The organism is Rhodoferax sp. (assembly GCF_037143375.1).
GTDB lineage: Bacteria > Pseudomonadota > Gammaproteobacteria > Burkholderiales > Burkholderiaceae_C > Rhodoferax.
Window position 1 is genome coordinate 1 of record NZ_JBAWYV010000005.1, and the last position, 23,591, is coordinate 23,591.

Here is a 23,591-nt window from a genome sequence, read left to right on the forward strand (position 1 = left end):
TCGTGGGGCGCGATGCTGGGCGGCGACGAGCGCCAGCGCAGCCGGGTGGTGGCGTGGCGCGAAGGGCTGGGGCTGGTAGGTGTCATTTTTGCATCCATTACGCCTGTAGCCCTCGGCCTGCCTGCGACAACAGCTCTTTTTTTCATAGCATTGACAACCGGCTGGCTGGCTTGGCGGGTTGCGCGGCAGCCAAGCCTTGGCGCCGCTCGCCCGCTTGATGGGTTTATCCAATCGCCCCTTTGGCTGCCATTTTCCCGGCCCGGCTTTCGGGCCTTGCTGGCGGTGTTCATGGTCAACGGCATTGCCAGTGCGGTGCCAGCCACGCTGCTGCTGTTTTTTGTACAAGACCGGCTGCAAGCGCCGGCATCGACCGAGCCGCTGTTTTTAGGCAGCTACTTTCTGAGCGCGGCACTGTCGATTCCGCTGTGGTTGCGCGTGGTGCAAAGCCTCGGGCTGGCGCGTGCCTGGGGCCTGGGTATGTTGCTGTCGGTGGCGGTATTTGTGTTCGCCGCGACCCTTGGCGTGGGCGATGTGGCGGCGTTTGTGGCGGTGTGTGCCTTGTCCGGCGTCGGACTGGGCGCCGACCTGGCCTTGCCCGGTGCGCTGCTGGCCGGCACCATCCAGGCCAGCGGCGACCGGGGCCGGGCCGAGGGCGCTTACTTTGGCTGGTGGAATTTCGCCACCAAGCTCAACCTGGCACTGGCCGCCGGGGTCGCGCTGCCGCTGCTCGGCGCGCTGGGCTACGTGCCCGGCACCCGCGATGCCACCGCCCTGAACACCCTGACCCAAGCCTATTGCCTGCTGCCGTGCGCGCTCAAGCTGATCGCGGCCGGTCTTTTGTACTCACTCATCCTCCGAAAGACACCATGAACAGACGCTTACTTTTGGCCGCCGGTGCCGCTGCTTCCTCCGCCCTGGCGCTGGTCGGCTGTGCCTCACAGCGCATCGAGACCTACGCCGCGCAGACGCCGGTGCTCGATTTGCAACAGTATTTCAACGGCACACTCGACGCCTACGGCATCTTCACCGACCGCTCGGGCGCTGTCGTCAAGCGCTTCACGGTGGTCATGCAGTGCAACTGGCAGGGCGATGCGGGCGTGCTGGACGAAGACTTCACCTACTCGGACGGCAGCGTGCAAAAACGCATCTGGCACCTGACCAAGCTGGCCGATGGCCGCTTCAGTGGCCGCGCCGATGACGTGGTGGGCGAGGCGCTGGGCGAGAGCCGGGGCAACGCTTTTCATTGGGCCTACACCCTGAGCTTGCCGGTGAATGACAAAGTCTATGACGTTCAGTTTGACGACTGGATGTACCTGATGACCGACAAAGTGATGCTCAACAAAGCCAGCATGCGCAAGTTCGGCGTGCATTTGGGCGAAGTGACCTTGTCATTTGCCAAACGCTAAAGCCATTCAATCTTTAAGCCAAATCAGGCTCTAGCCCCCGTTCTTTCTGCGTAAGCAGCTATAAAAATAATAGTAATTAACCCATGAACCTGCTTCCTTCCCTGAACCCGCCGCTGCAGGACTGGCGTGGCAAAACCGTCTGGATTGTGGGCGCCTCCACCGGCATCGGCCACGCCACCGCCGCCGCGCTGCACGGCCTGGGTGCGCGCGTGATCGTGTCAGCGCGCAAGGCGCTGGCACTGAACGCCTTTGTGCAGCAGTTTCCCGGCGCCCAGGCGCTGGCACTGGACGCCACCGACCCGCAGGCGGTACAAACGGCGGCTCAGCTGTTGCTGGCCCAAGGTCCGCTCGATCTGGTGATGTACTGCGCCGGGCATTACCAGGCGATGCGCGCCGACGCCATGGACTTGCCTGAATTTCGACGCCACATCGAGGTCAACTACCTCGGTGCCCTGAACCTGTTGCACGCGGTCTTGCCCGCCCTGCTGGCCCGGGGCGCGGGCCATCTCAGCCTGGTTGGGAGCGTGGCGGGCTACCGGGGACTGCCGCAGAGTCTGGCCTATGGTCCGACCAAAGCGGCGCTGATCAACCTGGCCGAGACCTTGTACCTGGACCTGCGGCCCAAAGGCCTGGGCGTGTCACTCATCAACCCCGGGTTTGTTGCGACGCCGTTGACCGCGGGCAACGCCTTCGCCATGCCCGCGCTCCTGACGCCTGAGCAGGCCGCCCGCGCCATCGTGCAGGGCTGGGCCGACGGCAAGTTTGAGATTCATTTCCCCAAACGCTTTACCCTGTGGATGAAAGCCTTGCGCTGGCTACCAGATCGCGTGTTTTTTTACCTGCTTGGACGGGCCACCCCATGATGCAAATCACCTCTCAAACCACACTGGACCGCGTCGCCACCTATTTCGAGACCCTGACGCCGCAGAGCGTGGCCGACCTTGAAAACTTTTACGACGCCAACGCGCGCTTCAAAGACCCGTTCAACCAGGTGCAGGGCGTAGCCGCCATCCGGCACATCTTCGAGCACATGTTTGTGGCGCTGGAGGCCCCGCGTTTTGTTATCACCGGCCAGGTGGCGCAGGGGCGGCAGTGCTTCATGACGTGGGAATTCCGCTTTCGCTTCAAGCGGTTTTTGCGGGGCAAGGAGCAAACCATCCTGGGTACCTCGCATCTGGTGTTTTCCGAGCAGGGCTTGATCACCTTGCACCGCGACTACTGGGACGCGGCTGAAGAGCTGTACGAAAAGCTGCCCGTGGTGGGCGGCTTGATGCGTTGGTTGAAGAAGCGCGCCAACAGTTAGATTGCGGGGGCGCTGGTCGACGATGGTGCCGACTTAACCGGGCATCACGCTCGATTGCCATTCCGTTTTACGACGCGGTTCCCACCAGGCGCGAACGGTGGCAAACACGTTGCGGCAACCAGTGCAGCGGTACTGACCGGTTGGCAGCAACGCGCCGCTGAGGGCGCGCTCAATCACGCGCTGGTAACTGGTAGCGCCGCATTCACGGCATTTGTAGACGGTATTGTTGGTAGCCATAGTGATAACACTTTATGCCAAACGCCTTTGATTTTCCACAAGCCACCGTGTAAAACGATGTAAGCCTCGTATCGATTTTTAAGTCGGCCGGGTCTCGATAAAGCTCGGGCGCAGCATCAGTTTGTCATGCAGCTTTTGCAAATTGGGGTAGTCGGTGCGCCAATCGATTTGCGGAAAACGAAAATCCAGATAACCCAGCGCCACGCCCACCGCAATGTCGGCCAAGCTGAGGTAAATGCCGGCGCAAAAAGCTTTCTCGCCCAAGCCCAGGCTCATGGCCGTCAGGGAAGCTTGCACTTTGCCCAATTGGCGGTCAATCCAGGCTTGGCTGCGCTGCTCTTGAAAGCGCCCAACCCAGGTCGACTCCAGGCGGGCCAGGATCGAGGCATCCAGCACGCCATCGGCCAGGGCTTCCCAGGTCTTGATCTCGGCGCGCTCACGGCCCATGGCGGGAATCAGCTTGCCGACCGGTGACAAGGTATCGAGGTATTCCACAATCACACGCGAGTCAAACAGCGCCTCGCCACCTTCCATGATCAGGCACGGCACCTTGCCCAGCGGGTTGGATTCCGAGATGGTGGTCTGCGCCGCCCAGACGTCTTCCGTCACAAACTCAAAGTCGAGTTTCTTCTCGGCCATGACGACGCGTACTTTTCGTACATAAGGGCTGGAGTGGGATCCGATTAATTTCATGGGCGGTCTAGGGTTGCAGTAGCGTTCATTCTATACAGGCGCGTTGACCCAAATCACCTTTTAAGTGGGCGTGGCGCGCCCCCTACAATCCGCGCATGAATTTCACTGCCATCTCCGCCCTTTCTCCTCTTGACGGCCGCTACGCCGCCAAGCTTGCCAAACTCCGCCCCGTCATGAGCGAACAGGGTTATATGCAGCGCCGCGTGCAAGTGGAGGTGGCGTGGTTCATCGCCCTGAGCGACTGCGGCTTTGCCGAGTTCAAACCGTTGACCCCTGGCGCCCGCACTTACCTGATGGGCCTGGTCAAGAATTTCTCGGAAGCCGACGGCGAAGCCATCAAGGCGATCGAGAAAGTGACCAACCACGACGTCAAAGCGGTCGAATACTGGATGAAGTCCAAGTTTGACGCCCGCCCCGAGCTGCTTGCCGCCGGTGAGTTTGTGCACTTTGCCTGCACCAGCGAAGACATCAACAACACCAGCCACGCGCTGCAACTCAAGGCCGGTCGCGACCAGGTGCTGCTGCCGGCGCTGGACGCCGTCATTGCCAAGCTGCGCGAGATGGCGCACGCCTTTGCCGAGGTGCCGATGCTCAGCCGCACCCACGGCCAGACCGCCAGCCCGACCACCGTGGGCAAAGAAATCGCCAATGTGGTGGTGCGCCTGAACGCCACCCGCGAACGCATCGCCAGCATCAAGCTGATGGCCAAGATGAACGGTGCGGTGGGCAACTTCAACGCCCACCTGTCGGCCTGGCCCGAGTTTGACTGGGAAGCCTTCAGCCGCAAAGTGATCGAAACGCCCGAGCCGGTCGGCCTGGGCCTGACTTTTCAGCCCTACAGCATCCAGATCGAGCCGCACGACTACATGGCCGAGTTGTTTGACGCCATCGCCCGCACCAACACCATCCTGATTGACTGGTCACGCGATGTCTGGGGTTATGTCTCGCTGGGTTACTTCAAACAGCGCCTGCGCGAGGGCGAAGTGGGTAGTAGCACCATGCCGCACAAGGTCAACCCGATTGATTTCGAGAACGCCGAAGGCAACCTGGGCCTGGCCAATGCGCTGCTCAAGCACCTGAGCGAAAAGCTGCCGATTTCGCGCTGGCAGCGCGACCTGACCGACAGCACGGTGCTGCGCAACATGGGCGTGGCCATGGGTTACGCCTTGCTGGCCTACCAATCGCTGTTGACCGGTTTGGGCAAACTCGAACTCAACGAGGCCGCCATCGCGCAAGACCTGGACGACTCCTGGGAAGTGCTGGCTGAGCCGATCCAGACCGTGATGCGCCGCTTTGGCCTGCCCCAGCCTTACGAGCAACTCAAGAAGTTCACCCGCGGTGAGCCGATGACGCGCGAGCTGATGCAAGGCTTCATCGCCAATCTGGTCATCCCCGAAGAAGACAAAGCCCGTTTGATGCAAATGACCCCCGGCAGCTACACCGGCAAGGCGGCGGAACTTGCTCGCCGCGTCTGATGGCGATCAAATCCACCATCTTCAAAGCCAGTCTGCAAATTGCCGACATTGACAACGCGTATTACGCCGACCATGCGCTGACCCTGGCTCGGCACCCGAGCGAGACCGACGAGCGCATGATGATTCGCCTGTGCGCGCTGGCCTTGCAGGCGCACAAGCTGCAAACCGTCTGCGGCGGCGATGCCACGCTGGCCTTTGGCGCCGGTTTGAGTGACCCCAACGAGCCCGATGCCTGGCTGCGTGACTACACCGGCCTGACCCGGCTCTGGCTGGAGGTTGGCCAGCCCGAAGACAAGCCGCTGCTCAAAGCCTGTGGCCGTGCCGACGAGGTGGTGCTGTACTGCTTCAACCACGCGGCTGAAGTGTGGTGGCGCACGATGGAAGCCAAGCTGGCGCGCCCCAAAAACCTGAGCGTGTTCCGCATTCCCACGGTGGCCTCGCTGGCGCTGATCCCGATGGCGCAACGCAGCATGCAGTTGCAGGCCACGATTCAGGAAGGTGTGCTGATGCTGGGCGACGGCACGCTCAATGTTGATATTGAGCCAGTGCGCTGGAAGTAAGCAGGGAATATGTGCCAAATAGGGCTCTAGCCCCTGAGTGGCCTGCGCTAGCAGCTATTATTTAAATAGCATTTCAACGCTTTTCAGCGCCCGTTCTGCATATTTATTGAAGCGCCACGAATGGCCCAGTTGTGTGATGCGGTGCCAGGTGTCGCGCTTTTCGACCGGGCGCATTTGCGTCCAGTACTGCACCTCGGCAAAGCTGCGACCGCAGCCTTTGCATTCCTCGTCGCCCTGGCTGGTGGAGCAAATGGCGATGCACGGCGTGTCGGGCGTGGTGTCGTACCAGACCAGCCAGGCGGCCAGCGCAGCAGGTGAAAGCGCAGTTTCGTCAATAGCCAGCGCCTGGTCGAACACCATGCGGGCATATACCTCGGCCAGCGCACGGGTTTCAGGCGCCAGCGAAAAACCATCCGGCGACGGCTTTTTGCCGCGCCAGTAGTTAATAGCCGACTCGAGGTCGGTGATGTGGATGCGCGCCATGGGGGTCGCATGATAGCCCGCCATTAAATTCAGTTCAGCCGGCCGCGCAATAGCCTTCTGGCGGCGAAAATAGACCTTGTGACACCCTGCGTGCTTGCCGCGCCTCTTTTGACCGAAACGACCCCACCCGTGACCGACACCCTTTCTGCTGACCAGACCCCCGATCCCGACGCCAAAATTGAACAAGCCCGCCTCTGGCGCGACAACGGCTGGACCGCCCACATCCTCAAAAACGAAGACGACGACGGCTGGGCCGTGGCCATGACACGGGACGGCGCGTCAGAACCGGCCTTGATCGGGCCCTGGACCATGGGACGCGACAAGAAAAACCCCAAGCCACTGGACGTTAACGCCTTCAACACGCTGGTCAAAACCGCCTCGGAATTCGTGCGCCGCTCCGAACAGCAACTGCACGCCACGCTGCACCAGAGCATCGCCGTGACGTCCCGCAATGCCCGCATCACGGTGCTGCTCGACATCGTGCCGGACGAAGAAAACCCGACCGCCACCCTGACCGCGCAGGACGACGGTGGCGATGAACTGGCCAAAATTCGCGTGTCGCCCGGTTTCAAGCTCAGCCGGGCCAGCGCTACGGCCTGGGCCGATGGTGGTTTTCAAAAGCTGGCTTGACAATTCACAGGCGCCGCCCACCGACCCCGGTGCTATCCTTTGCCGCATGAAACTAATCGTCAAATGGCTGCTGAGTGCAGCCGCCCTGCTGGCCGTGGCTTATCTGTACCACGGGGTCGAGGTCAAAACCTTCGGCGCCGCGCTGACGGCCGCTTTTGTCATCGGCCTGTTCAACATGATTTTGCGACCGGTGCTGGTGCTGCTGACCTTGCCGGTCACGGTCATCACGCTCGGGCTCTTTTTGTTCGTCATTAATGCGCTGATGTTCTGGTCAGCGGCTGGCGTGCTGCAGGGGTTTTATGTGCGCGACTTTGGCGCGGCGCTGCTGGGCTCGCTGATTTACTCGGCCTTTGGCATCGTGATCGACTCAGCGATCGAGCGCTTGTTCCTTAAGTAAGGCCTCCACCTGCCGGTGCCGTGTGTCGATGATGGACGCGTCGATGTGGTCCACCGCCAGCTTGCTCGCGCGATCGTTTTTCATTAATTCCTGCGCCGCCTTCAGGCGGTCCAGCGCCGCAGGGTAGTCCAGCATGGCCACATGGGTTTCGGCATCGGCCCGAATGGCGAGCACGGTTTGGCCCTGCGCGGCATACGCGGTCGACAGCAACTGCCAAGCCTGCGCATCGCGCGGGTGCGCCGCCACCCACAGCTGCAAACGCTGCCCGACGTCACGCTCCGTCGCGATGCCCCCCATGGCTGGACCCGCTTGCGTGGCGATCTGCGCCCACAGCAACAACTCAGGACGGCCGGCGTCAGTGGGCACCCCAGCGTTAATGAGCTTCTGCGGGGGATTGATTTGCACCAGCGCTGCCGCATGGGCCAGATCACCCGCGGTCAGAGCGATTTCGGCCTCCAGCAATCGCACCAGTCGTGCGGCGGACGCATCACTGCGCACCAGCCCACTCAGGCGATTGAGAGACACCTTGGCGCTGGCGAAATCACGCAAGCGACTGGCGGCCAGCGCTGCTCCGTACAAAGCTGCCGCCTGCCGAGGGGCTGGCAGTGCCACCAACTGCGGCCCACTCGCCTCCACCAACAAGGCCCGCAGCGAATCAACGCCGGGGTTGGACAGCACACGGGCGCGGGCAGAAACCATGGCGTGCTCAAAAGTGAGCGTGGCTTTCACCGGCTTGGGCACCAGCAAGGCCTGGCGAGACTGCATGTCGGCAATGCGCTCGGTGGTCAATGGGTGGCTGCGCAGATAGGGGTAAGCGCCGTTGTCGTTGAGGCGCGAAGCCTGCTGAAGTTTGTCAAACATCGACACAAAACCCTGCGCCTCAAAACCGGCCTGGGTCATAACGCCGTAGCCCACGCGGTCGGCCTCGCGCTCCATGTCACGCGAAAAATTCAGCTGGTTTTGGGCTGTGACGGCCTGACCACCAACGATCAGCGCGTTGCCGGCATCGGCATTTTTGCTGGCGGCCAGGGCGCCCAGAATCATGGCGCCGATCAGCCACGGCGTTTGCTGGCCTTGCTTGGAAATCAGGCGTGAAATATGCCGCTGCGTGACGTGGCTGAGTTCATGCCCCAGCACTGAGGCCAATTCATCGCGACTGGCCACGATGCCAATCAGCCCCAGATGAACGCCAAAGTAGCCGCCCGGCAGCGCAAACGCATTCACCGTGCGGTCGCGCCCGAGCATGATCTCCCAGGCAAACCGTTCGTCCAGTTCGGGCGACAAATCGCCCCGGGTACGCGATGCCGCCAGCAGTGGCAACCAGATGCCGCGCACATACTCGGCCAGCACCGGGTCGTCAATGTAGTCCGGGTCGCGGTAAATTTCGCGGGCTATGCGGTCGCCCAGGCGGCGCTCGGCACTGGTGCTGATGTCGCTGCCATCACCCAGCGTGGGCAGCAGATTGAGCGGCGGTGCCGCGCTCGACGGGCCGACAGTCGCAGGCGGCATGACGTTGGTTTGCGCCAGCAGCGGCGCAGGGCCAGTCACGCCAATGGCTACTAAAACTATAGCTGCTAACGCAGGTAGCACGGGAGCTAGAGCCCGATTTGTCATAATATTTTTACGCAACATGAATTCCTTGGAGGGCGCATCCGTTGTCGGGCTGAACATCCCGGAGAAGTGCCGCTTAACCGTATGATGCGCGGCTGAGATGAACGTTGTGTAAATCTGGCGTTCGCCCCCTAACTTCTAACTGTAACGAACTTTGCCCCATGAGCACACTCACCCATTTTGACGACCAGGGCCAAGCCCACATGGTCGATGTGGCCGCCAAGGCCAGCACACACCGCATCGGCGTGGCCGGTGGCCGCATCGACATGCTGCCCGCCACGCTCGCCCTGATCGAATCCGGCACTGCCAAAAAAGGTGACGTGCTGGGCATAGCCCGTATCGCCGGCATCATGGCCGCCAAGAAAACCAGCGACCTGATTCCCCTGTGCCACCCGCTGGCACTCACCCGTGTTGCTATTGAATTTGAAACTAGCAAGGCAGCAGGAACTGAGGCTGGCAGCATTTATTGCACGGCAACCGTGGAGACCGTCGGCCCCACCGGTGTCGAAATGGAAGCGCTCACCGCCCTGCAAGTGGCCCTGCTCACCATTTACGACATGTGCAAAGCGGTGGACCGCGGCATGACGATCAACGACTGCAAGCTGTTGGAAAAGCATGGGGGCAAGTCGGGGAGTTATGTAAGTAGTTGATACTGTTCAATTTATTTACAACTGAGTGAGTGCTGGTCGATATTGTTTGTGGACCAGACCAGCACGCCAAAGCCTTGTTTTCTGACTAATTTTTACTTTTGTCCCTCGTTTGTCCCACTGAAGGAAAACGATGGCAACGATTCGCAAGCGCGGAAACACATGGCAAGTACGCATTCGGCGTCAAGGCTACCCAGATGAAACCAAAACACTACCCTCCAAGTTTGATGCAGAGCAATGGGCACGATCCATCGAAGTTGACATGGATCGGGGCCAGTTTGCCTGCCGAGACAAAACTGAGAAAAACACTTTTGGAGATGTGATACGTCGGTACGCTCATGATTTGGCAATGAAGTCAGGATGATTCTGGCGGGTTATCAATTGTCCAAATCGATGGAACTTGGAACTGCTAGTCAATGAATTACCAAACGCCGCTGTTCAGGCGTCTGAGCAGATACACGAATAAAGTCGTTATGCCCAAGGCCCAACAAGCCTTGAAACCTGTCTCGCACCACTCCACGAACGCATCTCAGCCCTAATCAAAAAGGTTGTCCATTTCGCTCTGAGAAAGCTTGTCACTGCCCTCCAAATCTGTTGCATCAACATCAGCAGCGTCATCAGCAAGAATGGGCTGGTTGTCGGTATTGGGTTGAACCTCAACCAGTTCAAGGTGACTCGGGTCTATCCGAAACAGGCGTAGCTCCAAATTGGAGCCATCTGCTGGAAAGGATACGGTTGGCTTTCGGGTGACACTCCTCTCCGTTTGAACCAAACCAATTCGTCCCGCCAAACTTTGACGATCCCGTGGTGTCAAGATGGACAAACGCTTTTGCGTGAAACGAACTTTGGCGTTCAGTGGAAATGCAGTACTCATTGATCGTTCTTACAGATAACAGACACCCTACTTTTCAAGCAAAAGTATTGACTTTTGTTCCGACCGAACCTTCAGTCGCCAGAGGTGGTTGTGGCAGGGCTTGCAACAAGGTCGTTGCTGTTGTTGCTTGAATGTCCAGTGCTTTTTTCAGCACCAAAATGTTGACGCTATCGGAGGTGTCACTCGAAACGGCAGCAGTTGCAGCTTGTACTGAAGTGGTGCTGGAAATGTTCATGTATGACCCCAAGGCAGTTTAAAACATATCTTTTTATCGACCTGCATCGTTGGAACTTGAACAGGCTACTTCGAAGGGCTTGTGATCCAAGTTGCAATCAGGCCCACGACCTCTTTTTCTTTTCCGATAAACCCGTGATAGTGCATTGGTTCGCAAGGGTCACCCGTTGGATCGGTGAATTTTTCAAGGCATCTACGATGTTCTGACCACCCTCATGGATTGCAGCAGCGGTGGCTGAAATGGTGCCCCTACTGGTTCCAATCAGCCAAATCGGCACGGGACTTTTAAACATGACGATCAACGACTGCAAGTTTCGGGAAAAGCATGGGGGCAAGTCGGGAAGTTATGTCAGCCCTTGATTTATAAGCGTTTTTAGGCGGTTCACGCGAAACCTGCCATTCTCTTACATCGGGTTATCCTGCGCCCACTTTTCATGACTCTCAGGAAAAGCGGCCTGGTAGCGTATGTCGTAGTACAGCGCCTCATCATCGCGCCCCAGCAGCACCGCGCTTTCGATCAGCTTTTCAACCACGCGCGGTTCCGGTGAAAAATGCAGCAAAGCCAGCGCCAGCGCATGGATATGTTCAGCGTTTCCAAGCGTCAAGGCCGTGGTGGTGAGTTCGGCAAAACGCACTTGATCGGCAAACAATCGCGAGTCTGCAATCTTTGCCAGCGTGTTGTCGCGCAAGGCATCACTTCTCTGCGCGGGCGCTTTGTAGATCTGACTGATTCGGTCGTAGTCCCATGCTGCATAACCAGAAAACGCTATTAATAAAGTAGCTATCAGCGCAGGCAGCACGAGGGCCAGAAGGCTAAAAGGCTTAAATTTTGTGGCCAAGTCGTTCGGCGCGCGCCACAGCAACCAGACGCTCAGGGCAAACGCCATCTGAAACGGCCCGTACCACAGCGGGTATTCCAGCAGGCTGTGCAGCAAAATCACGGCCAGCACCGTCCACGCCAACTGCCGCGTGGCATCGAGCTCGCGCCAGGGTTGGGCCCGCCATGCCAGCCACAAGCCACCACCGCACACCAACAGCGCCAGCGGCAGGCCCAGTTCCACCGCCAAATGCAGCGGCAGGTTATGCGCGTTGTCCAGAATTTCGCAAAACCGCTCGCCCGGGTACAAGTTGACAAAATGCGCGAAATCCAGCTCTCCCCAGCCCCAGCCCAACCACGGCTTTTGCGCGATCAGCTGCAGCACATTGCCCCACAGCGTGAGGCGACTTGAGCAATGCGCCCCGCCGTCATGCAGACGCGCCAGGATGCCGCTGGCGTTCGGGTCCAGCCCCGCCACCAGAGGCAAGGCCAGCGCCGCGACTGCGTACGCCAACACAGCTGCGCCCAACACACGATTCGCCTCCGATGTGCGCCCGCGCACCAGGCGCCAGACCCCGGCCATGACGACCAGCAGCACCAACTGCATCAGGCCCGTGCGTGACGACGAGGCCGCGTTGCCCAAGCCCAGCAACACCGCCGCCATCAACGGCAGCAACGAACGTAAGGCCAACACAGAGGCGGTCGACGTCTTGCGAAAAATGGAAGAACTGTTGCGGCCTTGCGCCACTGACCACAACAAAGCGGCCAGGCCGATGTTGGTCAGCGTGGCGAACTGGTTGCGCTGACGTAAATTGGCATAGGCCTCACCCAAACCTGTGCTGTTGACCCAAAAACCCAAAGGCGCTGTCGCGCCAAAATATTGCAGCAAGCCCATCAAACTGCTCAGTAGCGCCGCCACCAACCAGGCCGCTGCGATGGCGCTCACCAAGCGCTCGCCTGATACCCGGTTCGGGATACGCCAGCACACCAGCAGCAGCGCCCCGGCGCAGGCCCACGAAAACATCAAGGGCACCACGCCCGGCGAAGGACCCATGGAAAAGGGATTCAACCAGGGCAGGGTAATGAGCAGGAAGGCGGCAATGGGTTGCATGGGCATGAAAGGGTGCGAGCAAGGCAATCAGGTAATTGACGGAAAGCCTGCTATTTTCGCTGCGACTTGAAATCAGCGTGTTCAGGGCCGTGTTACGCCACTACCATTACTTGATGCAGACTTGGCGCACCATTTTGATGTCTGTCAGGCCCATCATGATTTTTTCCATGCCATCCATCTTCAGGGTGCGCATACCGCCTTCAACAGCGGCTGCAAAAATCTCGGCGACGCGGGCGCGCTCCTGAATCAGCTTTTTGATGTCGTCGCTGGCAATCAGCAACTCGTGCAGGCCGACGCGGCCTTTGTAGCCGGTCTTGTTGCACTTGTCGCAGCCGACATGGCGAAATAACCGAAGTTCCCCGTCCTGGTCGTAGGTTTCGTGCCAAGTGGCGATCAGTTTTTTGGTTTCGCCTTCGTAGTCAGCCTTCCAGGCTACAGAGTGCCGCAGTTCATCCGCATATTCAGCGGCAAACAAACGCAGTTCTTCGGCGTCAGGCACGTAAGACTCTTTGCAGTCACACAGTTTTTTGGCTAGGCGCTGCGCCAGAATGCCCAGCAGGGCATCGGCAAAGTTGAAGGGGTCCATGCCCATGTCAAGCAGCCGGGTGATGGACTCGGGCGCCGAGTTGGTGTGCAGGGTCGAGAACACCAGGTGGCCGGTGAGCGAGGCTTCAACGCCCATGGCCACAGTTTCTTTGTCGCGCGACTCGCCGACCATGATGATGTCGGGATCAGCCCGCAAAAAGGCCCGCATGATGAGCGCAAAGTCGATGCCGGCTTTGCGGTTGATCTGCACTTGGCGCAGCCCTTTTTGGGTAATTTCAACCGGGTCTTCGGCGGTCCAGATTTTGGTCTCGGGCGTGTTCAGGTGCTTGAGGATGGAGTGCAGCGTGGTGGTTTTGCCCGAGCCGGTGGGTCCGCACACATAAAACAAACCGTACGGTTTCTCGATGGTCTGGATGACGCGCGCTTTGTTATGCGGCGTGAGGCCGAGTTTATCGAGCGGAATCGGCTCGCCGCCCGCCAAAATCCGCATCACCACGTCTTCTACCCCGCCGGCTGACGGAATGGTGGCCACCCGCAACTCGATGTCGATCGGGCCGTATTTCTTGAACTTGATCTTGCCATCCTGCGGCTTGCGACGCTCTGAAATGTCGAGGTCGCACATGATTTTCAGGCGCGTCACCATGGCCTGGCGAAAATGCGCGGGTACTTCGACATACGGCTGCAGCGTGCCGTCAATGCGGAAGCGAATGCCGGTTTTGAGCTTGCCCGGCATCGGCTCAATGTGGATGTCGGACACCTTCTGGTTGTAGGCGTCGATGATGACTTTGTTGACGAACTTGACCAACTCGTTGTCGGCCGCAGCAGACTCCAGCGAATCGTCGTTCGCGCCATCGTCAATGGGTGAGCCATCCATGTCAGCCAGCAGTTCATCGATCGTGCCGCCCTCAACGCCGACGCCAAAGATCTGCCCCAAGGTTTCTGCAAACTCGGCCTGGGTGGTGACACGGTAAGAAAACTTGGTGAAACGAGGGAACACCTGCTGCACGATGCGTGAACTGCGCACCGCCTCGGGGTCCACGCACATGATGACCAGGCCCTCAGGCGATTCCTCCAGCGGAATCCAACGTTGCTCTTCGGTGAATTCGCGTTTTAGTGAGCCGTGAAGCATTTCTGAGCGAATTCGGCTGGGCGTGAAAGGCTCATAAGGCACATCAAAAAACTTGGCCAGCGACGGGCCAATCTGGGATGGCCTCACTTTGTAAGTCGCAATCAACACATGCTCAACCGGCTTGCCTTCCTGTCGCGCCAACTGCAAGCACTCCTGCAACTCCTGCGCGGTCATGACGCCTTCAGCGACCAAACCGTCATATTTGGTGGCATTGCGCCGTACCGTTTCTTCAGCTTTGTGCACGCGTTGGCGAATGGCTGTGGCGAGTGTTTTACACAACTGGGCCACCCCTTCGACTTCCAGCTCGCCAAAAGGCTGGTCGCTCTTGTTGTTGATAACCTGAAGCACACCGTGCAGCGTTTTACCTTCGAGAATGGGCGCCACCAGCATCTGGCGGGTTCTATAGCCCGAGCGCTTATCGACTTCTTTTAAAAAGGTCAGGGCCGGGTGAATTTGCTTGAGGGCGTCGTCGTCGTACACATCAGGCAGATTTAGCAGTTTGCCGCTATAGGCCGCGTAGCCAGCAATACTTTGAGGCGTGATCGGTAACTTGAGGTCGCGACTGCTGTTGAGCCCGGTCTTGACCTTGGAAATAATGGCGGTCTGGTCTTCGTTAACAACGTAGAGCGTCAGTCGGTCAGCGTTAAACAGCTTACAGATGTCACTGCTGGCTTCCAGCATGATCTGTTCAAGGTTTTCAGTCTCATGAATTCGCGCTGTGACATGCTGGAGTTGCTTGTAAAAAAGCGCCTCAAACGTCATGCCGCGTCTGACGGAAGTTGATTTGGGAGGTTCGATCACGGCACTCATGACTCAAACTCCTGAGGGTTCAGCGAGTTTCAGTTCGTCTGTGTAACAGGCGTAAATCCAGATGGCATCAAGCCTGGACAAACTGCATTTGAGTACCGGCCAGCTCAACCAGATCGCCGTTTTTCAAGGGCAAAGGGTCTGACCCGATAGGCGCACCGTTGAGTGTCGGGTTGCCGCCACCTTCGACGTGGTGAACAAAAAAACCACGCTGGCGTCGAGTGATAGCAGCCACCGCCACGCCGGGCTTGCCGATGGTGGTCACGACTTTGGTCAAGAGCACTTCTCGGCCCGCTGCAGCACCCGACAAGACCTTAATGGAGGCACGCAAGGCATCCAGTTCGGCCGAATTCGCCGATACACCCGTGGGGAACACAGGTGGTGGTGAAACTGCAGAAGGCATAGAGGCGGTAGCGGCCGTCTCGGCCTTGAAAACCATGGTTTTCTCGAAGTTGTCAGTGGCCACTTCGTTAACAAACTTAATCTTGTACTTGCCCACCTCAACCGTGTCGCCATTTTGGAGCAGCTGCTTTTTTGCGGCTTTGCCATTCACGTACGTGCCGTTGGTGCTGTTGAGGTCTTCAAGGTAGACCTCTGTACCCAGCATCTGCAACACCGCGTGCTCGCCACTGACGGCCAAATTGTCGATCACGATATCGTTGTAGGGTCGGCGCCCCAAGGTGGTTTTGTCCTTGGTTAACTGGACTTCTTTAATAACAACACCGTCGATCGATACAATCATTTTCGGCATGACCGACTCCTGTTCCTGAAATTTGTTTTTGAAAACATCATGCGAATGCTATTTTCCTAGTAATCTGGATATTAACCCGCGCTTCTCTGTAGTGCCTGCAACTTGTGTCAACAATACCGTGATGTTGTCACGCCCGCCATTTTCATTGGCCAGAGAAACCAGTTCTTCGGCCAACTTGTGCAGTGTCGCCCCGGTTTGCAAGACCCTGGCGATCGCCGGGTCTTCCACCATGTCGGTGAGTCCATCGGAACACATCAGATAAACATCGCCTTGCTCCACGGAGTGCTCGTGAAGTTCCATCCTGGCATCCAGCTCGACTCCCAGCGCCCGGGTGACCAGGTTTCTATTTGGGGAAATGGCTGCCTGCTCTGGTGTGAGCAAGCCGGCGTCCATCTGCTCTTGCAGCAGAGAGTGATCGCGGGTGATTTGCACCAACTTATTGGCGCGCCACCGGTAGCAACGCGAGTCACCAATATGCCCCAACAAAAGGGTATTTTCCTGAAATACACCCACGACCAGCGTGGTGCCCATGCCCGCGTAGTGAGGGTTTGATTTGGCAGAATTTAAAACTGACAAATTGGCGTTGTCGACACAAATTTCAATGGCACGGCGAACCTGCAAGGCATTGGCCTGTAGGCCCGCTTCAGACAACCAGCGCGACAACTCCGACTTGATGAACGCCGTGGCCATACCGCTTGCTATTTCCCCGGCGTTGTATCCGCCCATCCCATCCGCCAACACGGCCAGATGAGTGGCTTCATCAAATGCCACTGAGTCTTCATTGTTATCCCGAGTTCGACCCGGATCTGTTTGCGCGCAGAAGGTGTAATTCATTGTGTGTCGGACTAAATTTCCAGGTCAATTGGGCTAGCACCCGATAATACCGCCCGTAACGCAGCGGCAAACTGATCGCCATCCTGATAACGATCTTCAGGACGTTTTCTTAACGAAAAGGCAACCAGACTCGCCAGATCGGGCGACAGATCAGGGCGGCTATGGCGAATGTCTGGCGCATCGACGGTTGAAATTTTATTCATCAACTCCGCCATGGAGGCACCGCGAAAGGGCAGTACGCCGCTCAGCATCTGGAACAGCATCACGCCTAAAGAATACAGATCAGAGCGACCGTCCACCTTACTGCCGACCAATTGTTCTGGCGACATGAAGCTGGGCGTTCCCAGCACGAGTCCGGTTTTGGTTTTGCTGGAGTCCGTGATCCGCGCTATTCCGAAATCTGTCACCTTCACCGTATCACTTTCCATCTCATACATGATGTTGGCCGGCTTGATGTCGCGGTGCACCACATTCAGACGGTGCGCGTAGGCTAGCGCCTCTGCCACGCGCGCCACGATGGAGATCACCGAGCTCACCGGCAACAAACTGCCCGGCTTGCAGAAATCAAGCAGGTCTTTTCCTTTGACGAACTCCATCGCGATATACGCCAGGCCCTGGTCTTCGCTAGCACCATAGATCGTCACGATGGTCGGGTGCTGCAAGCGGCCTGCGGCCTCGGCCTCCCGAAAAAACCGCTCGCGGGCGTCCGCCAGATCACGGCCTTCAAACTCTTCACTTAAAGCCATGGTTTTCAGGGCTACTACACGCCCGCTTTGCGTGTCTTGGCCCAGGTACACCACGCCCATGGCGCCCTTACCCAGCTCTTTTCCAACTTGGTATTGACCTAGCATGGCATGGCTGGGGCCATCAGCCTGCACGGACGTGGCCGTTGTGCGGGCGGTCAATCGCTTCAACAAGGTTTGAATTTCCCGGTCGTCCGCTTGACAGGACGCCATGTATCGAAGCACGCCCTCAGCCTGGCTGAATTGCTGTTTGCGTTCAAATTCCAATGCCAGTCCACGCAAATCCTGCAGGACTGCCGGGTTCGGTTGCGCGTGACGAAACTGCTCAAACGCCAGGTCAAGCTGCCCTTGCCCCTGCAAGGCAAGCCCCAGCATGCGACTGACGTCTGCAGGATCTTTATGCGGCGTGGACTTGGGGCTGGCAACCTTCGGCAAGCAACGATGCAACACAGATATCGTCAGCTGCTTGATGCGTTCGAGTGCCCTCTGAAAACTCATATTGATGCCGATCAGGTTCAGGCGGTTGTTTGATCGCGTTTTTTAAGCCACTTCCCCACCAGCAAAACGCTCACGGCGCCGATGATTCCCAGGCCATAGCTCCAGGCCATGGACTGTGGCAACGCATCCTTCAAGGAGGGATCGCTGTGAGCCATCGTGCCGGCAATCCATCCCAGCAACATCCCGCCCAACGTGATGATGTGAGGAAACCGATCCATCAACTTAAGCACCACTTGGCTGCCCCAAATGATGATAGGAATACTGACCAGCAGACCAAAAATGACCAGCGGCATCTGGTTCTGCCCACCAGCACTTGTGGCCACGCCCGCAATCGCGATGACGTTGTCGATGCTCATGACCAAGTCAGCAATGATCACTGTTTTGACCGCCGCCCAGAGTCGGTCGCTGCCTTGAATGTTGGAGTGCCCCTCCTCATCAGGTGCCAGCAACTTGACGCCAATCCACAGCAATAGTGCAGCGCCCACCAGCTTGAGAAATGGCACTTGCAGCAGGGTAACGGCGAATGCAATGAGGATGACTCGCAGCACAATGGCGCCCACCGTGCCCCACAAGATGCCTTTGAGGCGCAGGTTTTTTGGCAATTGTCGGCATGCCAATGCAATCACCACCGCGTTATCACCGCCCAGCAAAATGTCGATCATGATGATCTGACCGACAGATAACCAGAAATGGGCGGTAAGGAATTCTTCCAATGTCTTCTTTCTTAAAACCAGAAATGCACAAACAACAAAGCCGGATTGTCCTTCAGGACACCCGGCTTGCTTGGGATAGGGCGCTGGTTGCACCCCATCAGGCTTAGCTTATTAGGCTTACTTCAGCAGTGCTTTCAGCAACTTCGCCATTTCGGATGGGTTGCGTGTGATCGTGAAACCGCACTCTTCCATCACTGCCAACTTGGCATCCGCTGTATCAGCGCCACCAGAGATCAAGGCACCGGCATGGCCCATGCGCTTGCCGGCAGGTGCCGTCACGCCAGCGATGAAGCCAACGATAGGTTTTTTCATGTTGAGCTTGCACCAACGAGCGGCTTCAGCTTCGTCCGGACCACCGATTTCGCCAATCATGATGACGGCGTCGGTATCTGGATCATCATTGAATGCTTTCATGATGTCGATGTGCTTCAGGCCATTGATCGGGTCGCCACCAATACCAACCGCGCTGGACTGGCCCAGACCGATTTCGGTCAATTGCGCCACAGCTTCGTAAGTCAGCGTGCCGGAACGGCTCACCACACCAATGCGACCTGCACGGTGGATGTGGCCGGGCATGATGCCGATCTTGATTTCGTCAGGCGTGATCAAACCAGGGCAGTTTGGTCCGAGCAAGAGAGTTTTCTTGCCGCCGGCAGCTTCTTTGGCGCGCATTTTGTTGCGCAGTTCCAGCATGTCACGAACTGGGATGCCTTCAGTGATACAGATGGCCAGGTCCAGATCAGCCTCAACAGCTTCCCAGATGGCAGCAGCAGCGCCGGCTGGTGGCACGTAAATGACCGACACGGTAGCGCCGGTGTCTTTTGCCGCTTCGCTGACGGAGGCGAAAATTGGGATTCCAAAAATGGACTCGCCAGCCTTCTTGGGGTTCACACCCGCGACGAAACAGTTTTTGCCGTTAGCGTATTCCTGGCACTTTTCAGTGTGGAACTGACCGGTCTTGCCGGTGATGCCTTGGGTGATGACCTTGGTGTCTTTATTGATGAGAATTGACATGATTTTCTTAATCAGTTGGGGACAGAGCTGGTTCGCGGTGCGAACTGCGGTCTGTCCCGCAAGGGTTTATCAAGCCGCGGCTTTAACAGCAGCAACCACTTTTTCGGCAGCATCGGCCATGGTGTCTGCGCTGATGATGGGCAGACCGGACTCGGCCAGCATTTTTTTGCCCAACTCTTCATTGGTGCCCTTCATGCGCACGACCAGCGGCACACTCAGGTTGGTGGCTTTGCAAGCCGTGATCACGCCGGTGGCGATGGTGTCGCACTTCATGATGCCGCCGAAGATGTTGACCAAAATGGCCTTGACCTTGGGGTTTTTCAACATGATCTTGAAGGCTTCCGTGACCTTCTCGGGGGTAGCACCGCCGCCCACGTCCAGGAAGTTGGCTGGCTCAGCGCCGAACAACTTGATGGTGTCCATGGTGGCCATGGCCAGACCAGCACCGTTGACCAGGCAACCGATGTCGCCGTCCAGGCTGATGTAAGCGAGGTCAAACTTGCTGGCTTCGACTTCAGCAGGATCTTCTTCGTCCAGGTCGCGGTAGGCCACGATTTCTGGGTGACGGTACAGCGCGTTGGCGTCAAAGTTGAACTTTGCGTCAATGGCTTTGATGCCGCCGTTGCCTTCAAGGATCAAGGGGTTGATTTCGACCAACGATGCGTCGGTGTCCATGTAAACCTTGTACAGCTTTTGCAACACGTCCATGCACTGGGCAATGGAACCCGCTGGCACGCCAATGCTCTCGGCGAGCATTTTGGCTTGTGCGTCGGTCAGGCCGAGGGCTGGATCAACGAACTCTGTAATGATTTTCTCGGGGGTGGAATGGGCCACTTCCTCGATGTCCATGCCGCCTTCGGAGGAGACGATGAACGCCACGCGCTGGGTAGCGCGGTCGGTCACTGCCGACACGTAGTATTCTTTTTTGATGTCAGCGCCGTCTTCGATAAGGAGGCGACGGACCTTTTGGCCTTCTGGGCCAGTCTGGTGGGTGATGAGCTGCATGCCCAAAATTTCGCCAGCGATCTTCTTGACGTCATCAATGGAGCGCGCAAGCTTGACGCCGCCGCCCTTGCCACGGCCACCCGCATGAATTTGAGCCTTGACGACCCACACTGGGCCGCCCAGTTTTTGAGCGGCTTCCACCGCTTCTTGAACGGTGAATGCCGGGATGCCGCGAGGCACCGGTACACCAGCTTGGCGCAAGATTTCCTTGCCTTGGTATTCGTGAATCTTCATGAGGACTCTCTATCGGGAGGGGTAGTTTCTTATCCGGCCACTCAGCTTGGCAGCTGTTTGGCGGGCACTGGTCAACGCAACTTCGAACTGTATCATGCTGCAACGCACCAAAACTAGCCTGCGCGTCACTTGCATAATTCATAATTATCAAGTGACCATCTGAATTGAAACTGACGCGGAGAACGCCACCATGCACAAAATATTTATTGACGGCGAAGCCGGTACCACTGGGCTACAAATTCGTGAACGCCTTCAGACCCTACCCGGCCTCGAAGTCGTAAGCATTGCGCCTGAACTGCGCAAAGACCCCGAAGCCAAGCGCGCCCTGATGGCGCAGGTCGATTTGGTGGTGTTGTGCCTGCACGATGATGCAGCGATTGAATCCGTCGCCATGATCGACGCCACGGCGCACACAACCGGCCAACCTGGTCCCAAAATCATTGATGCTTCCACCGCCCACCGCACCGCGCCGGGCTGGGTGTTTGGCTTTCCTGAATTGGTCGCGGGGCAAAAAGAGGCGGTAGCCCAGTCGAACCGTGTGGCCAACCCGGGCTGCTACGCCACCGGCGCCATTGCGCTGATTCGCCCACTCATTGACGCAGGTCTGATCCCGAAAGATTTCTCCCTCACGCTGCCCTCGGTCAGCGGTTTTTCGGGCGGTGGCCGCCCCATGATTGAGGCCTATGAAAAAGGCGAAGCGCCTGCGTTTGAGTTGTATGCCCTGGGTTTGAAGCACAAACACATTCCCGAAATCATGGCCTACACCGGCCTGACGCGCCGCCCGGTATTCATTCCCGCTGTGGCCAATTTCAAGCAAGGCATGCTGGTGCAATTGCCGCTTGATCTGGACTTGTTGCCAGGCCAACCCAGCGCGCAAGATTTGCACGATGCGTTGGCAAAACACTACGCTGGCAGCGAGTGGGTGAGCGTATTGCCTGCTACGCCTGACAACAAACTGGATGCCGTGGCATTGGCCGACACCAATAAACTGGAGTTGCGTGTGTTCGCCAACGACGGTGCAAACGATGATTTTCACCATGCTGTGTTGGTCGCCCGTTTGGACAATCTGGGCAAAGGCGCCAGCGGCGCTGCGGTACAAAACCTGAAACTGATGCTGGGGCTGTAAGCGCCTGAAAAATGCTATGTTATTAATAGCTACTTGCGCAATTAGCACGGGGGCTTGAGACCTATTTGACTATATATTAGTCGTCTGAGGTCTGTCCCACCACTTTTCGGATCACGTCCCCGCCAAAACCACGCGCCGCCAGAAACCGCATTTGTTTGGCGGCGGCTTGTGCATCCTCTGCAGGTTCTCCGAATTTCTTGCGCCAGACTTCCTGTGCCCGAACCTGCTCTGTGGCCTTCAAGCCTGCCAGCGCTGCGCTAACCGCTTCGGGGTCCAGTCCTTTGCCTTGTAATTCCTGCTTGATGCGGGCAGTGCCCAACTTGGCGGCACGGCGGTGCACGATGGATTCAATGACTCGCGCTTCGCTGATGAAACCCTTGGCCTGCAGTTCGTCCAACACCCGCGCCAACTCGCCGGGTTCTTCTTCGAAGTTTTTAAGTTTGCGCTCCAACTCCAGCCGCGAATGCTCTCGTCCGCTGAGCAAACGCAAAGCACGACCCTTCAGGGAAAGTTGGGCAAAAGACATAGGGGCTTGTGGCAATAAGAATGAGTGACTCTCGCCACCTGCGCCAGTTTGCTATTTTTTAAATAGCTACTTGCGCAGGTAAGACGGGGGCTAGACTGCTTTTTTGCTTACAGCTTTGGGCTTTGGTTCGGCTTCTGGCGCACCTTGCAACAAAGGAATGCCCAGCGACAGGCGCACCTTGTTTTCAATCTCCAGCGACAAGGCGGGGTTCTCACGCAGGAACTCGCGGGCATTGTCACGGCCCTGGCCGATTTTTTCGCCGTTGTAGGCATACCAGGCGCCCGACTTGTCCAGAATATTGGCGGTCACACCCATGTCGATGATCTCGCCATGGCGGCTGATGCCTTCCCCAAACAAGATATCAAACTCTGCCGTCTTGAAGGGCGAGGCCACCTTGTTCTTGACGACCTTGACGCGGGTTTCGTTGCCAATGGCCTCGTCACCCTTCTTGATGGTGCCGATGCGGCGAATGTCCAGCCGCACCGAGGCGTAGAACTTCAGCGCATTGCCGCCGGTGGTGGTCTCCGGCGAGCCAAACATCACACCAATCTTCATGCGAATCTGGTTGATAAAAATGACCATGCAGTTGGTCTTTTTAATGTGGGCGGTGAGTTTGCGCAACGCCTGACTCATCAGGCGGGCTTGCAGGCCGGGCAGCGAGTCGCCCATTTCGCCTTCCAGCTCGGCCTTGGGTGTCAGTGCCGCGACCGAGTCGACCACGATCAAATCGACCGCGCCGGAGCGCACCAAACTGTCCACAATCTCCAACGCCTGTTCACCGGTGTCGGGCTGGCTGATCAGCAAGTCTTGCAGGTTGACGCCGAGTTTTTGAGCGTACTGGATGTCCAGCGCATGTTCAGCATCGACAAAAGCGCACTGTCCGCCTATTTTTTGCATTTCGGCAATCACTTGCAGGGTGAGCGTGGTCTTGCCTGAAGACTCGGGGCCGTAGATTTCGACCACCCGGCCGCGTGGCAAGCCGCCCACACCCAGCGCCACGTCCAGCCCGAGCGAGCCGGTGGACACCACCTGGATGTCTTCAATCACCTCGCCCTCGCCGAGCCGCATGATGGTGCCTTTGCCGAACTGTTTTTCAATCTGGGCCAGTGCTACTTGCAGGGCCTTGGCTTTTTCGGCGTTGACGGGGGGTTTAACGGGTGCGTCCATGAAAATTCTCCTTGAATGAC

Annotated in this window: 26 protein-coding genes; 10 read left to right on the forward strand and 16 right to left on the reverse strand. The window is 57.9% G+C overall.

From position 1 onward, the window contains the following. From WCG50_RS01470 to WCG50_RS01485, 4 genes are all read left to right on the forward strand, one after another. A partial coding sequence (locus WCG50_RS01470) for an MFS transporter (RefSeq protein ID WP_336897783.1) occupies window positions 1-870 on the forward strand: 870 nt, incomplete at its 5' end. Beyond that, complete coding sequence (locus WCG50_RS01475; protein ID WP_336897784.1) at window positions 867-1,406, forward strand: DUF3833 domain-containing protein; 540 nt, start codon at window positions 867-869, stop codon at window positions 1,404-1,406. The genes WCG50_RS01470 and WCG50_RS01475, both read left to right, overlap by 4 nt. 83 nt (window positions 1,407-1,489) lie before the next feature. Next, the gene (locus WCG50_RS01480; RefSeq protein ID WP_336897785.1) at window positions 1,490-2,269 is read left to right on the forward strand and encodes an SDR family NAD(P)-dependent oxidoreductase; all 780 of its coding nucleotides are present in this window, start codon (window positions 1,490-1,492) and stop codon (window positions 2,267-2,269) included. Continuing rightward, window positions 2,266-2,709: a nuclear transport factor 2 family protein gene (locus WCG50_RS01485; RefSeq protein WP_336897786.1), complete on the forward strand. Its 444-nt coding sequence runs from the start codon at window positions 2,266-2,268 to the stop codon at window positions 2,707-2,709. The genes WCG50_RS01480 and WCG50_RS01485 overlap by 4 nt, the downstream gene beginning before the upstream one ends. A 33-nt stretch (window positions 2,710-2,742) precedes the next feature. Here the strand turns inward: WCG50_RS01485 and WCG50_RS01490 are convergent, their stop codons facing one another. Next, window positions 2,743-2,946, reverse strand: coding sequence for a hypothetical protein (locus WCG50_RS01490; RefSeq protein WP_336897787.1), 204 nt, complete (start codon window positions 2,944-2,946; stop codon window positions 2,743-2,745). Between the two features lie 78 nt (window positions 2,947-3,024). Continuing rightward, a complete protein-coding gene (locus WCG50_RS01495; protein ID WP_336897788.1) occupies window positions 3,025-3,639 on the reverse strand; it encodes a glutathione S-transferase N-terminal domain-containing protein in 615 nt (204 codons plus the stop codon). 95 nt (window positions 3,640-3,734) lie between these two features. Here WCG50_RS01495 and purB point away from each other — a divergent pair, with 95 nt between their 5' ends. Both purB and WCG50_RS01505 read left to right on the forward strand, forming a co-directional pair. Continuing rightward, window positions 3,735-5,114: an adenylosuccinate lyase gene (gene purB, locus WCG50_RS01500; protein WP_336897789.1), complete on the forward strand. Its 1,380-nt coding sequence runs from the start codon at window positions 3,735-3,737 to the stop codon at window positions 5,112-5,114. Continuing rightward, on the forward strand, window positions 5,114-5,674 hold the full coding sequence (locus WCG50_RS01505) for a YaeQ family protein (protein WP_336897790.1): 561 nt from the start codon (window positions 5,114-5,116) through the stop codon (window positions 5,672-5,674). The genes purB and WCG50_RS01505 overlap by 1 nt, the downstream gene beginning before the upstream one ends. Before the next feature lie 57 nt (window positions 5,675-5,731). On the opposite strand, the gene WCG50_RS01510 is transcribed toward WCG50_RS01505, so the two are convergent. Beyond that, window positions 5,732-6,157 carry a DUF3717 domain-containing protein gene (locus WCG50_RS01510; protein ID WP_336897791.1) on the reverse strand — a complete coding sequence of 142 codons (426 nt, stop codon included), beginning with the start codon at window positions 6,155-6,157 and terminating at the stop codon, window positions 5,732-5,734. A gap of 129 nt (window positions 6,158-6,286) precedes the next feature. On the opposite strand from WCG50_RS01510, the gene WCG50_RS01515 reads away from it, so the two are divergent. Then, a complete protein-coding gene (locus tag WCG50_RS01515) occupies window positions 6,287-6,787 on the forward strand; it encodes a hypothetical protein (RefSeq protein ID WP_336897792.1) in 501 nt (166 codons plus the stop codon). Between the two features lie 46 nt (window positions 6,788-6,833). Further along, a complete protein-coding gene (locus WCG50_RS01520) occupies window positions 6,834-7,184 on the forward strand; it encodes a phage holin family protein (protein WP_336897793.1) in 351 nt (116 codons plus the stop codon). Here WCG50_RS01520 and WCG50_RS01525 read toward each other — a convergent pair. Beyond that, entirely contained in the window at window positions 7,155-8,798 is a 1,644-nt protein-coding gene (locus tag WCG50_RS01525; protein ID WP_336897794.1) for a M48 family metalloprotease, read from the reverse strand. The genes WCG50_RS01520 and WCG50_RS01525 overlap by 30 nt on opposite strands. A gap of 158 nt (window positions 8,799-8,956) precedes the next feature. Between WCG50_RS01525 and moaC the strand changes: the two genes are divergently transcribed. After that, window positions 8,957-9,445, forward strand: coding sequence for a cyclic pyranopterin monophosphate synthase MoaC (moaC, locus tag WCG50_RS01530; protein WP_336897795.1), 489 nt, complete (start codon window positions 8,957-8,959; stop codon window positions 9,443-9,445). Window positions 9,446-9,977: 532 nt separating this feature from the next. On the opposite strand, the gene WCG50_RS01535 is transcribed toward moaC, so the two are convergent. The 10 genes from WCG50_RS01535 to sucC form a co-directional block, all read right to left on the reverse strand. Beyond that, a complete protein-coding gene (locus tag WCG50_RS01535) occupies window positions 9,978-10,316 on the reverse strand; it encodes a hypothetical protein (RefSeq protein ID WP_336897796.1) in 339 nt (112 codons plus the stop codon). A gap of 34 nt (window positions 10,317-10,350) precedes the next feature. Continuing rightward, window positions 10,351-10,551 carry a YjfB family protein gene (locus WCG50_RS01540; protein ID WP_336897797.1) on the reverse strand — a complete coding sequence of 67 codons (201 nt, stop codon included), beginning with the start codon at window positions 10,549-10,551 and terminating at the stop codon, window positions 10,351-10,353. A 403-nt stretch (window positions 10,552-10,954) separates the two neighbouring features. Next, window positions 10,955-12,484: a Wzy polymerase domain-containing protein gene (locus WCG50_RS01545; protein WP_336897798.1), complete on the reverse strand. Its 1,530-nt coding sequence runs from the start codon at window positions 12,482-12,484 to the stop codon at window positions 10,955-10,957. Window positions 12,485-12,584: 100 nt separating this feature from the next. Then, entirely contained in the window at window positions 12,585-14,963 is a 2,379-nt protein-coding gene (locus WCG50_RS01550) for an ATPase, T2SS/T4P/T4SS family (protein WP_336897799.1), read from the reverse strand. Window positions 14,964-15,030: 67 nt separating this feature from the next. Beyond that, complete coding sequence (locus tag WCG50_RS01555; RefSeq protein WP_336897800.1) at window positions 15,031-15,711, reverse strand: FHA domain-containing protein; 681 nt, start codon at window positions 15,709-15,711, stop codon at window positions 15,031-15,033. Window positions 15,712-15,759: 48 nt separating this feature from the next. Next, window positions 15,760-16,545, reverse strand: coding sequence for a Stp1/IreP family PP2C-type Ser/Thr phosphatase (locus tag WCG50_RS01560; RefSeq protein WP_336897801.1), 786 nt, complete (start codon window positions 16,543-16,545; stop codon window positions 15,760-15,762). Between the two features lie 11 nt (window positions 16,546-16,556). After that, a complete protein-coding gene (locus WCG50_RS01565) occupies window positions 16,557-17,786 on the reverse strand; it encodes a serine/threonine-protein kinase (protein ID WP_336897802.1) in 1,230 nt (409 codons plus the stop codon). Window positions 17,787-17,803: 17 nt separating this feature from the next. Then, window positions 17,804-18,499, reverse strand: coding sequence for a TerC family protein (locus WCG50_RS01570; protein ID WP_336897803.1), 696 nt, complete (start codon window positions 18,497-18,499; stop codon window positions 17,804-17,806). A gap of 117 nt (window positions 18,500-18,616) precedes the next feature. Continuing rightward, complete coding sequence (gene sucD, locus WCG50_RS01575; RefSeq protein ID WP_336897804.1) at window positions 18,617-19,513, reverse strand: succinate--CoA ligase subunit alpha; 897 nt, start codon at window positions 19,511-19,513, stop codon at window positions 18,617-18,619. A 69-nt stretch (window positions 19,514-19,582) separates the two neighbouring features. Beyond that, window positions 19,583-20,752, reverse strand: a complete 1,170-nt coding sequence (sucC, locus tag WCG50_RS01580; protein ID WP_336897805.1) for an ADP-forming succinate--CoA ligase subunit beta — start codon at window positions 20,750-20,752, stop codon at window positions 19,583-19,585. Window positions 20,753-20,942: 190 nt separating this feature from the next. Here sucC and argC point away from each other — a divergent pair, with 190 nt between their 5' ends. Next, window positions 20,943-21,878 (forward strand): N-acetyl-gamma-glutamyl-phosphate reductase, encoded by a 936-nt coding sequence (gene argC / locus WCG50_RS01585; protein ID WP_336897806.1) that lies wholly within the window; start codon window positions 20,943-20,945, stop codon window positions 21,876-21,878. A gap of 76 nt (window positions 21,879-21,954) precedes the next feature. On the opposite strand, the gene recX is transcribed toward argC, so the two are convergent. Then, a complete protein-coding gene (recX, locus tag WCG50_RS01590) occupies window positions 21,955-22,404 on the reverse strand; it encodes a recombination regulator RecX (RefSeq protein ID WP_336897807.1) in 450 nt (149 codons plus the stop codon). Between the two features lie 90 nt (window positions 22,405-22,494). Beyond that, window positions 22,495-23,571, reverse strand: a complete 1,077-nt coding sequence (gene recA / locus WCG50_RS01595) for a recombinase RecA (RefSeq protein ID WP_336897808.1) — start codon at window positions 23,569-23,571, stop codon at window positions 22,495-22,497. Window positions 23,572-23,591: the final 20 nt, after the last annotated feature.

Bases quoted from the DNA above. Each gene is read 5' to 3' on its own strand.
- WCG50_RS01475 (WP_336897784.1), top strand. From the start codon at position 867: ATGAACAGACGCTTACTTTTGGCCGCCGGTGCCGCTGCTTCCTCCGCC.
- WCG50_RS01480 (WP_336897785.1), top strand. From the start codon at position 1,490: ATGAACCTGCTTCCTTCCCTGAACCCGCCGCTGCAGGACTGGCGTGGC.
- WCG50_RS01485 (WP_336897786.1), top strand. From the start codon at position 2,266: ATGATGCAAATCACCTCTCAAACCACACTGGACCGCGTCGCCACCTAT.
- WCG50_RS01490 (WP_336897787.1), bottom strand. From the start codon at position 2,946: ATGGCTACCAACAATACCGTCTACAAATGCCGTGAATGCGGCGCTACC.
- WCG50_RS01495 (WP_336897788.1), bottom strand. From the start codon at position 3,639: ATGAAATTAATCGGATCCCACTCCAGCCCTTATGTACGAAAAGTACGC.
- purB (WP_336897789.1), top strand. From the start codon at position 3,735: ATGAATTTCACTGCCATCTCCGCCCTTTCTCCTCTTGACGGCCGCTAC.
- WCG50_RS01505 (WP_336897790.1), top strand. From the start codon at position 5,114: ATGGCGATCAAATCCACCATCTTCAAAGCCAGTCTGCAAATTGCCGAC.
- WCG50_RS01510 (WP_336897791.1), bottom strand. From the start codon at position 6,157: ATGGCGCGCATCCACATCACCGACCTCGAGTCGGCTATTAACTACTGG.
- WCG50_RS01520 (WP_336897793.1), top strand. From the start codon at position 6,834: ATGAAACTAATCGTCAAATGGCTGCTGAGTGCAGCCGCCCTGCTGGCC.
- WCG50_RS01525 (WP_336897794.1), bottom strand. From the start codon at position 8,798: ATGACAAATCGGGCTCTAGCTCCCGTGCTACCTGCGTTAGCAGCTATA.
- moaC (WP_336897795.1), top strand. From the start codon at position 8,957: ATGAGCACACTCACCCATTTTGACGACCAGGGCCAAGCCCACATGGTC.
- WCG50_RS01535 (WP_336897796.1), bottom strand. From the start codon at position 10,316: ATGAGTACTGCATTTCCACTGAACGCCAAAGTTCGTTTCACGCAAAAG.
- WCG50_RS01540 (WP_336897797.1), bottom strand. From the start codon at position 10,551: ATGAACATTTCCAGCACCACTTCAGTACAAGCTGCAACTGCTGCCGTT.
- WCG50_RS01545 (WP_336897798.1), bottom strand. From the start codon at position 12,484: ATGCCCATGCAACCCATTGCCGCCTTCCTGCTCATTACCCTGCCCTGG.
- WCG50_RS01550 (WP_336897799.1), bottom strand. From the start codon at position 14,963: ATGAGTGCCGTGATCGAACCTCCCAAATCAACTTCCGTCAGACGCGGC.
- WCG50_RS01555 (WP_336897800.1), bottom strand. From the start codon at position 15,711: ATGCCGAAAATGATTGTATCGATCGACGGTGTTGTTATTAAAGAAGTC.
- WCG50_RS01560 (WP_336897801.1), bottom strand. From the start codon at position 16,545: ATGAATTACACCTTCTGCGCGCAAACAGATCCGGGTCGAACTCGGGAT.
- WCG50_RS01565 (WP_336897802.1), bottom strand. From the start codon at position 17,786: ATGAGTTTTCAGAGGGCACTCGAACGCATCAAGCAGCTGACGATATCT.
- sucD (WP_336897804.1), bottom strand. From the start codon at position 19,513: ATGTCAATTCTCATCAATAAAGACACCAAGGTCATCACCCAAGGCATC.
- sucC (WP_336897805.1), bottom strand. From the start codon at position 20,752: ATGAAGATTCACGAATACCAAGGCAAGGAAATCTTGCGCCAAGCTGGT.
- argC (WP_336897806.1), top strand. From the start codon at position 20,943: ATGCACAAAATATTTATTGACGGCGAAGCCGGTACCACTGGGCTACAA.
- recX (WP_336897807.1), bottom strand. From the start codon at position 22,404: ATGTCTTTTGCCCAACTTTCCCTGAAGGGTCGTGCTTTGCGTTTGCTC.
- recA (WP_336897808.1), bottom strand. From the start codon at position 23,571: ATGGACGCACCCGTTAAACCCCCCGTCAACGCCGAAAAAGCCAAGGCC.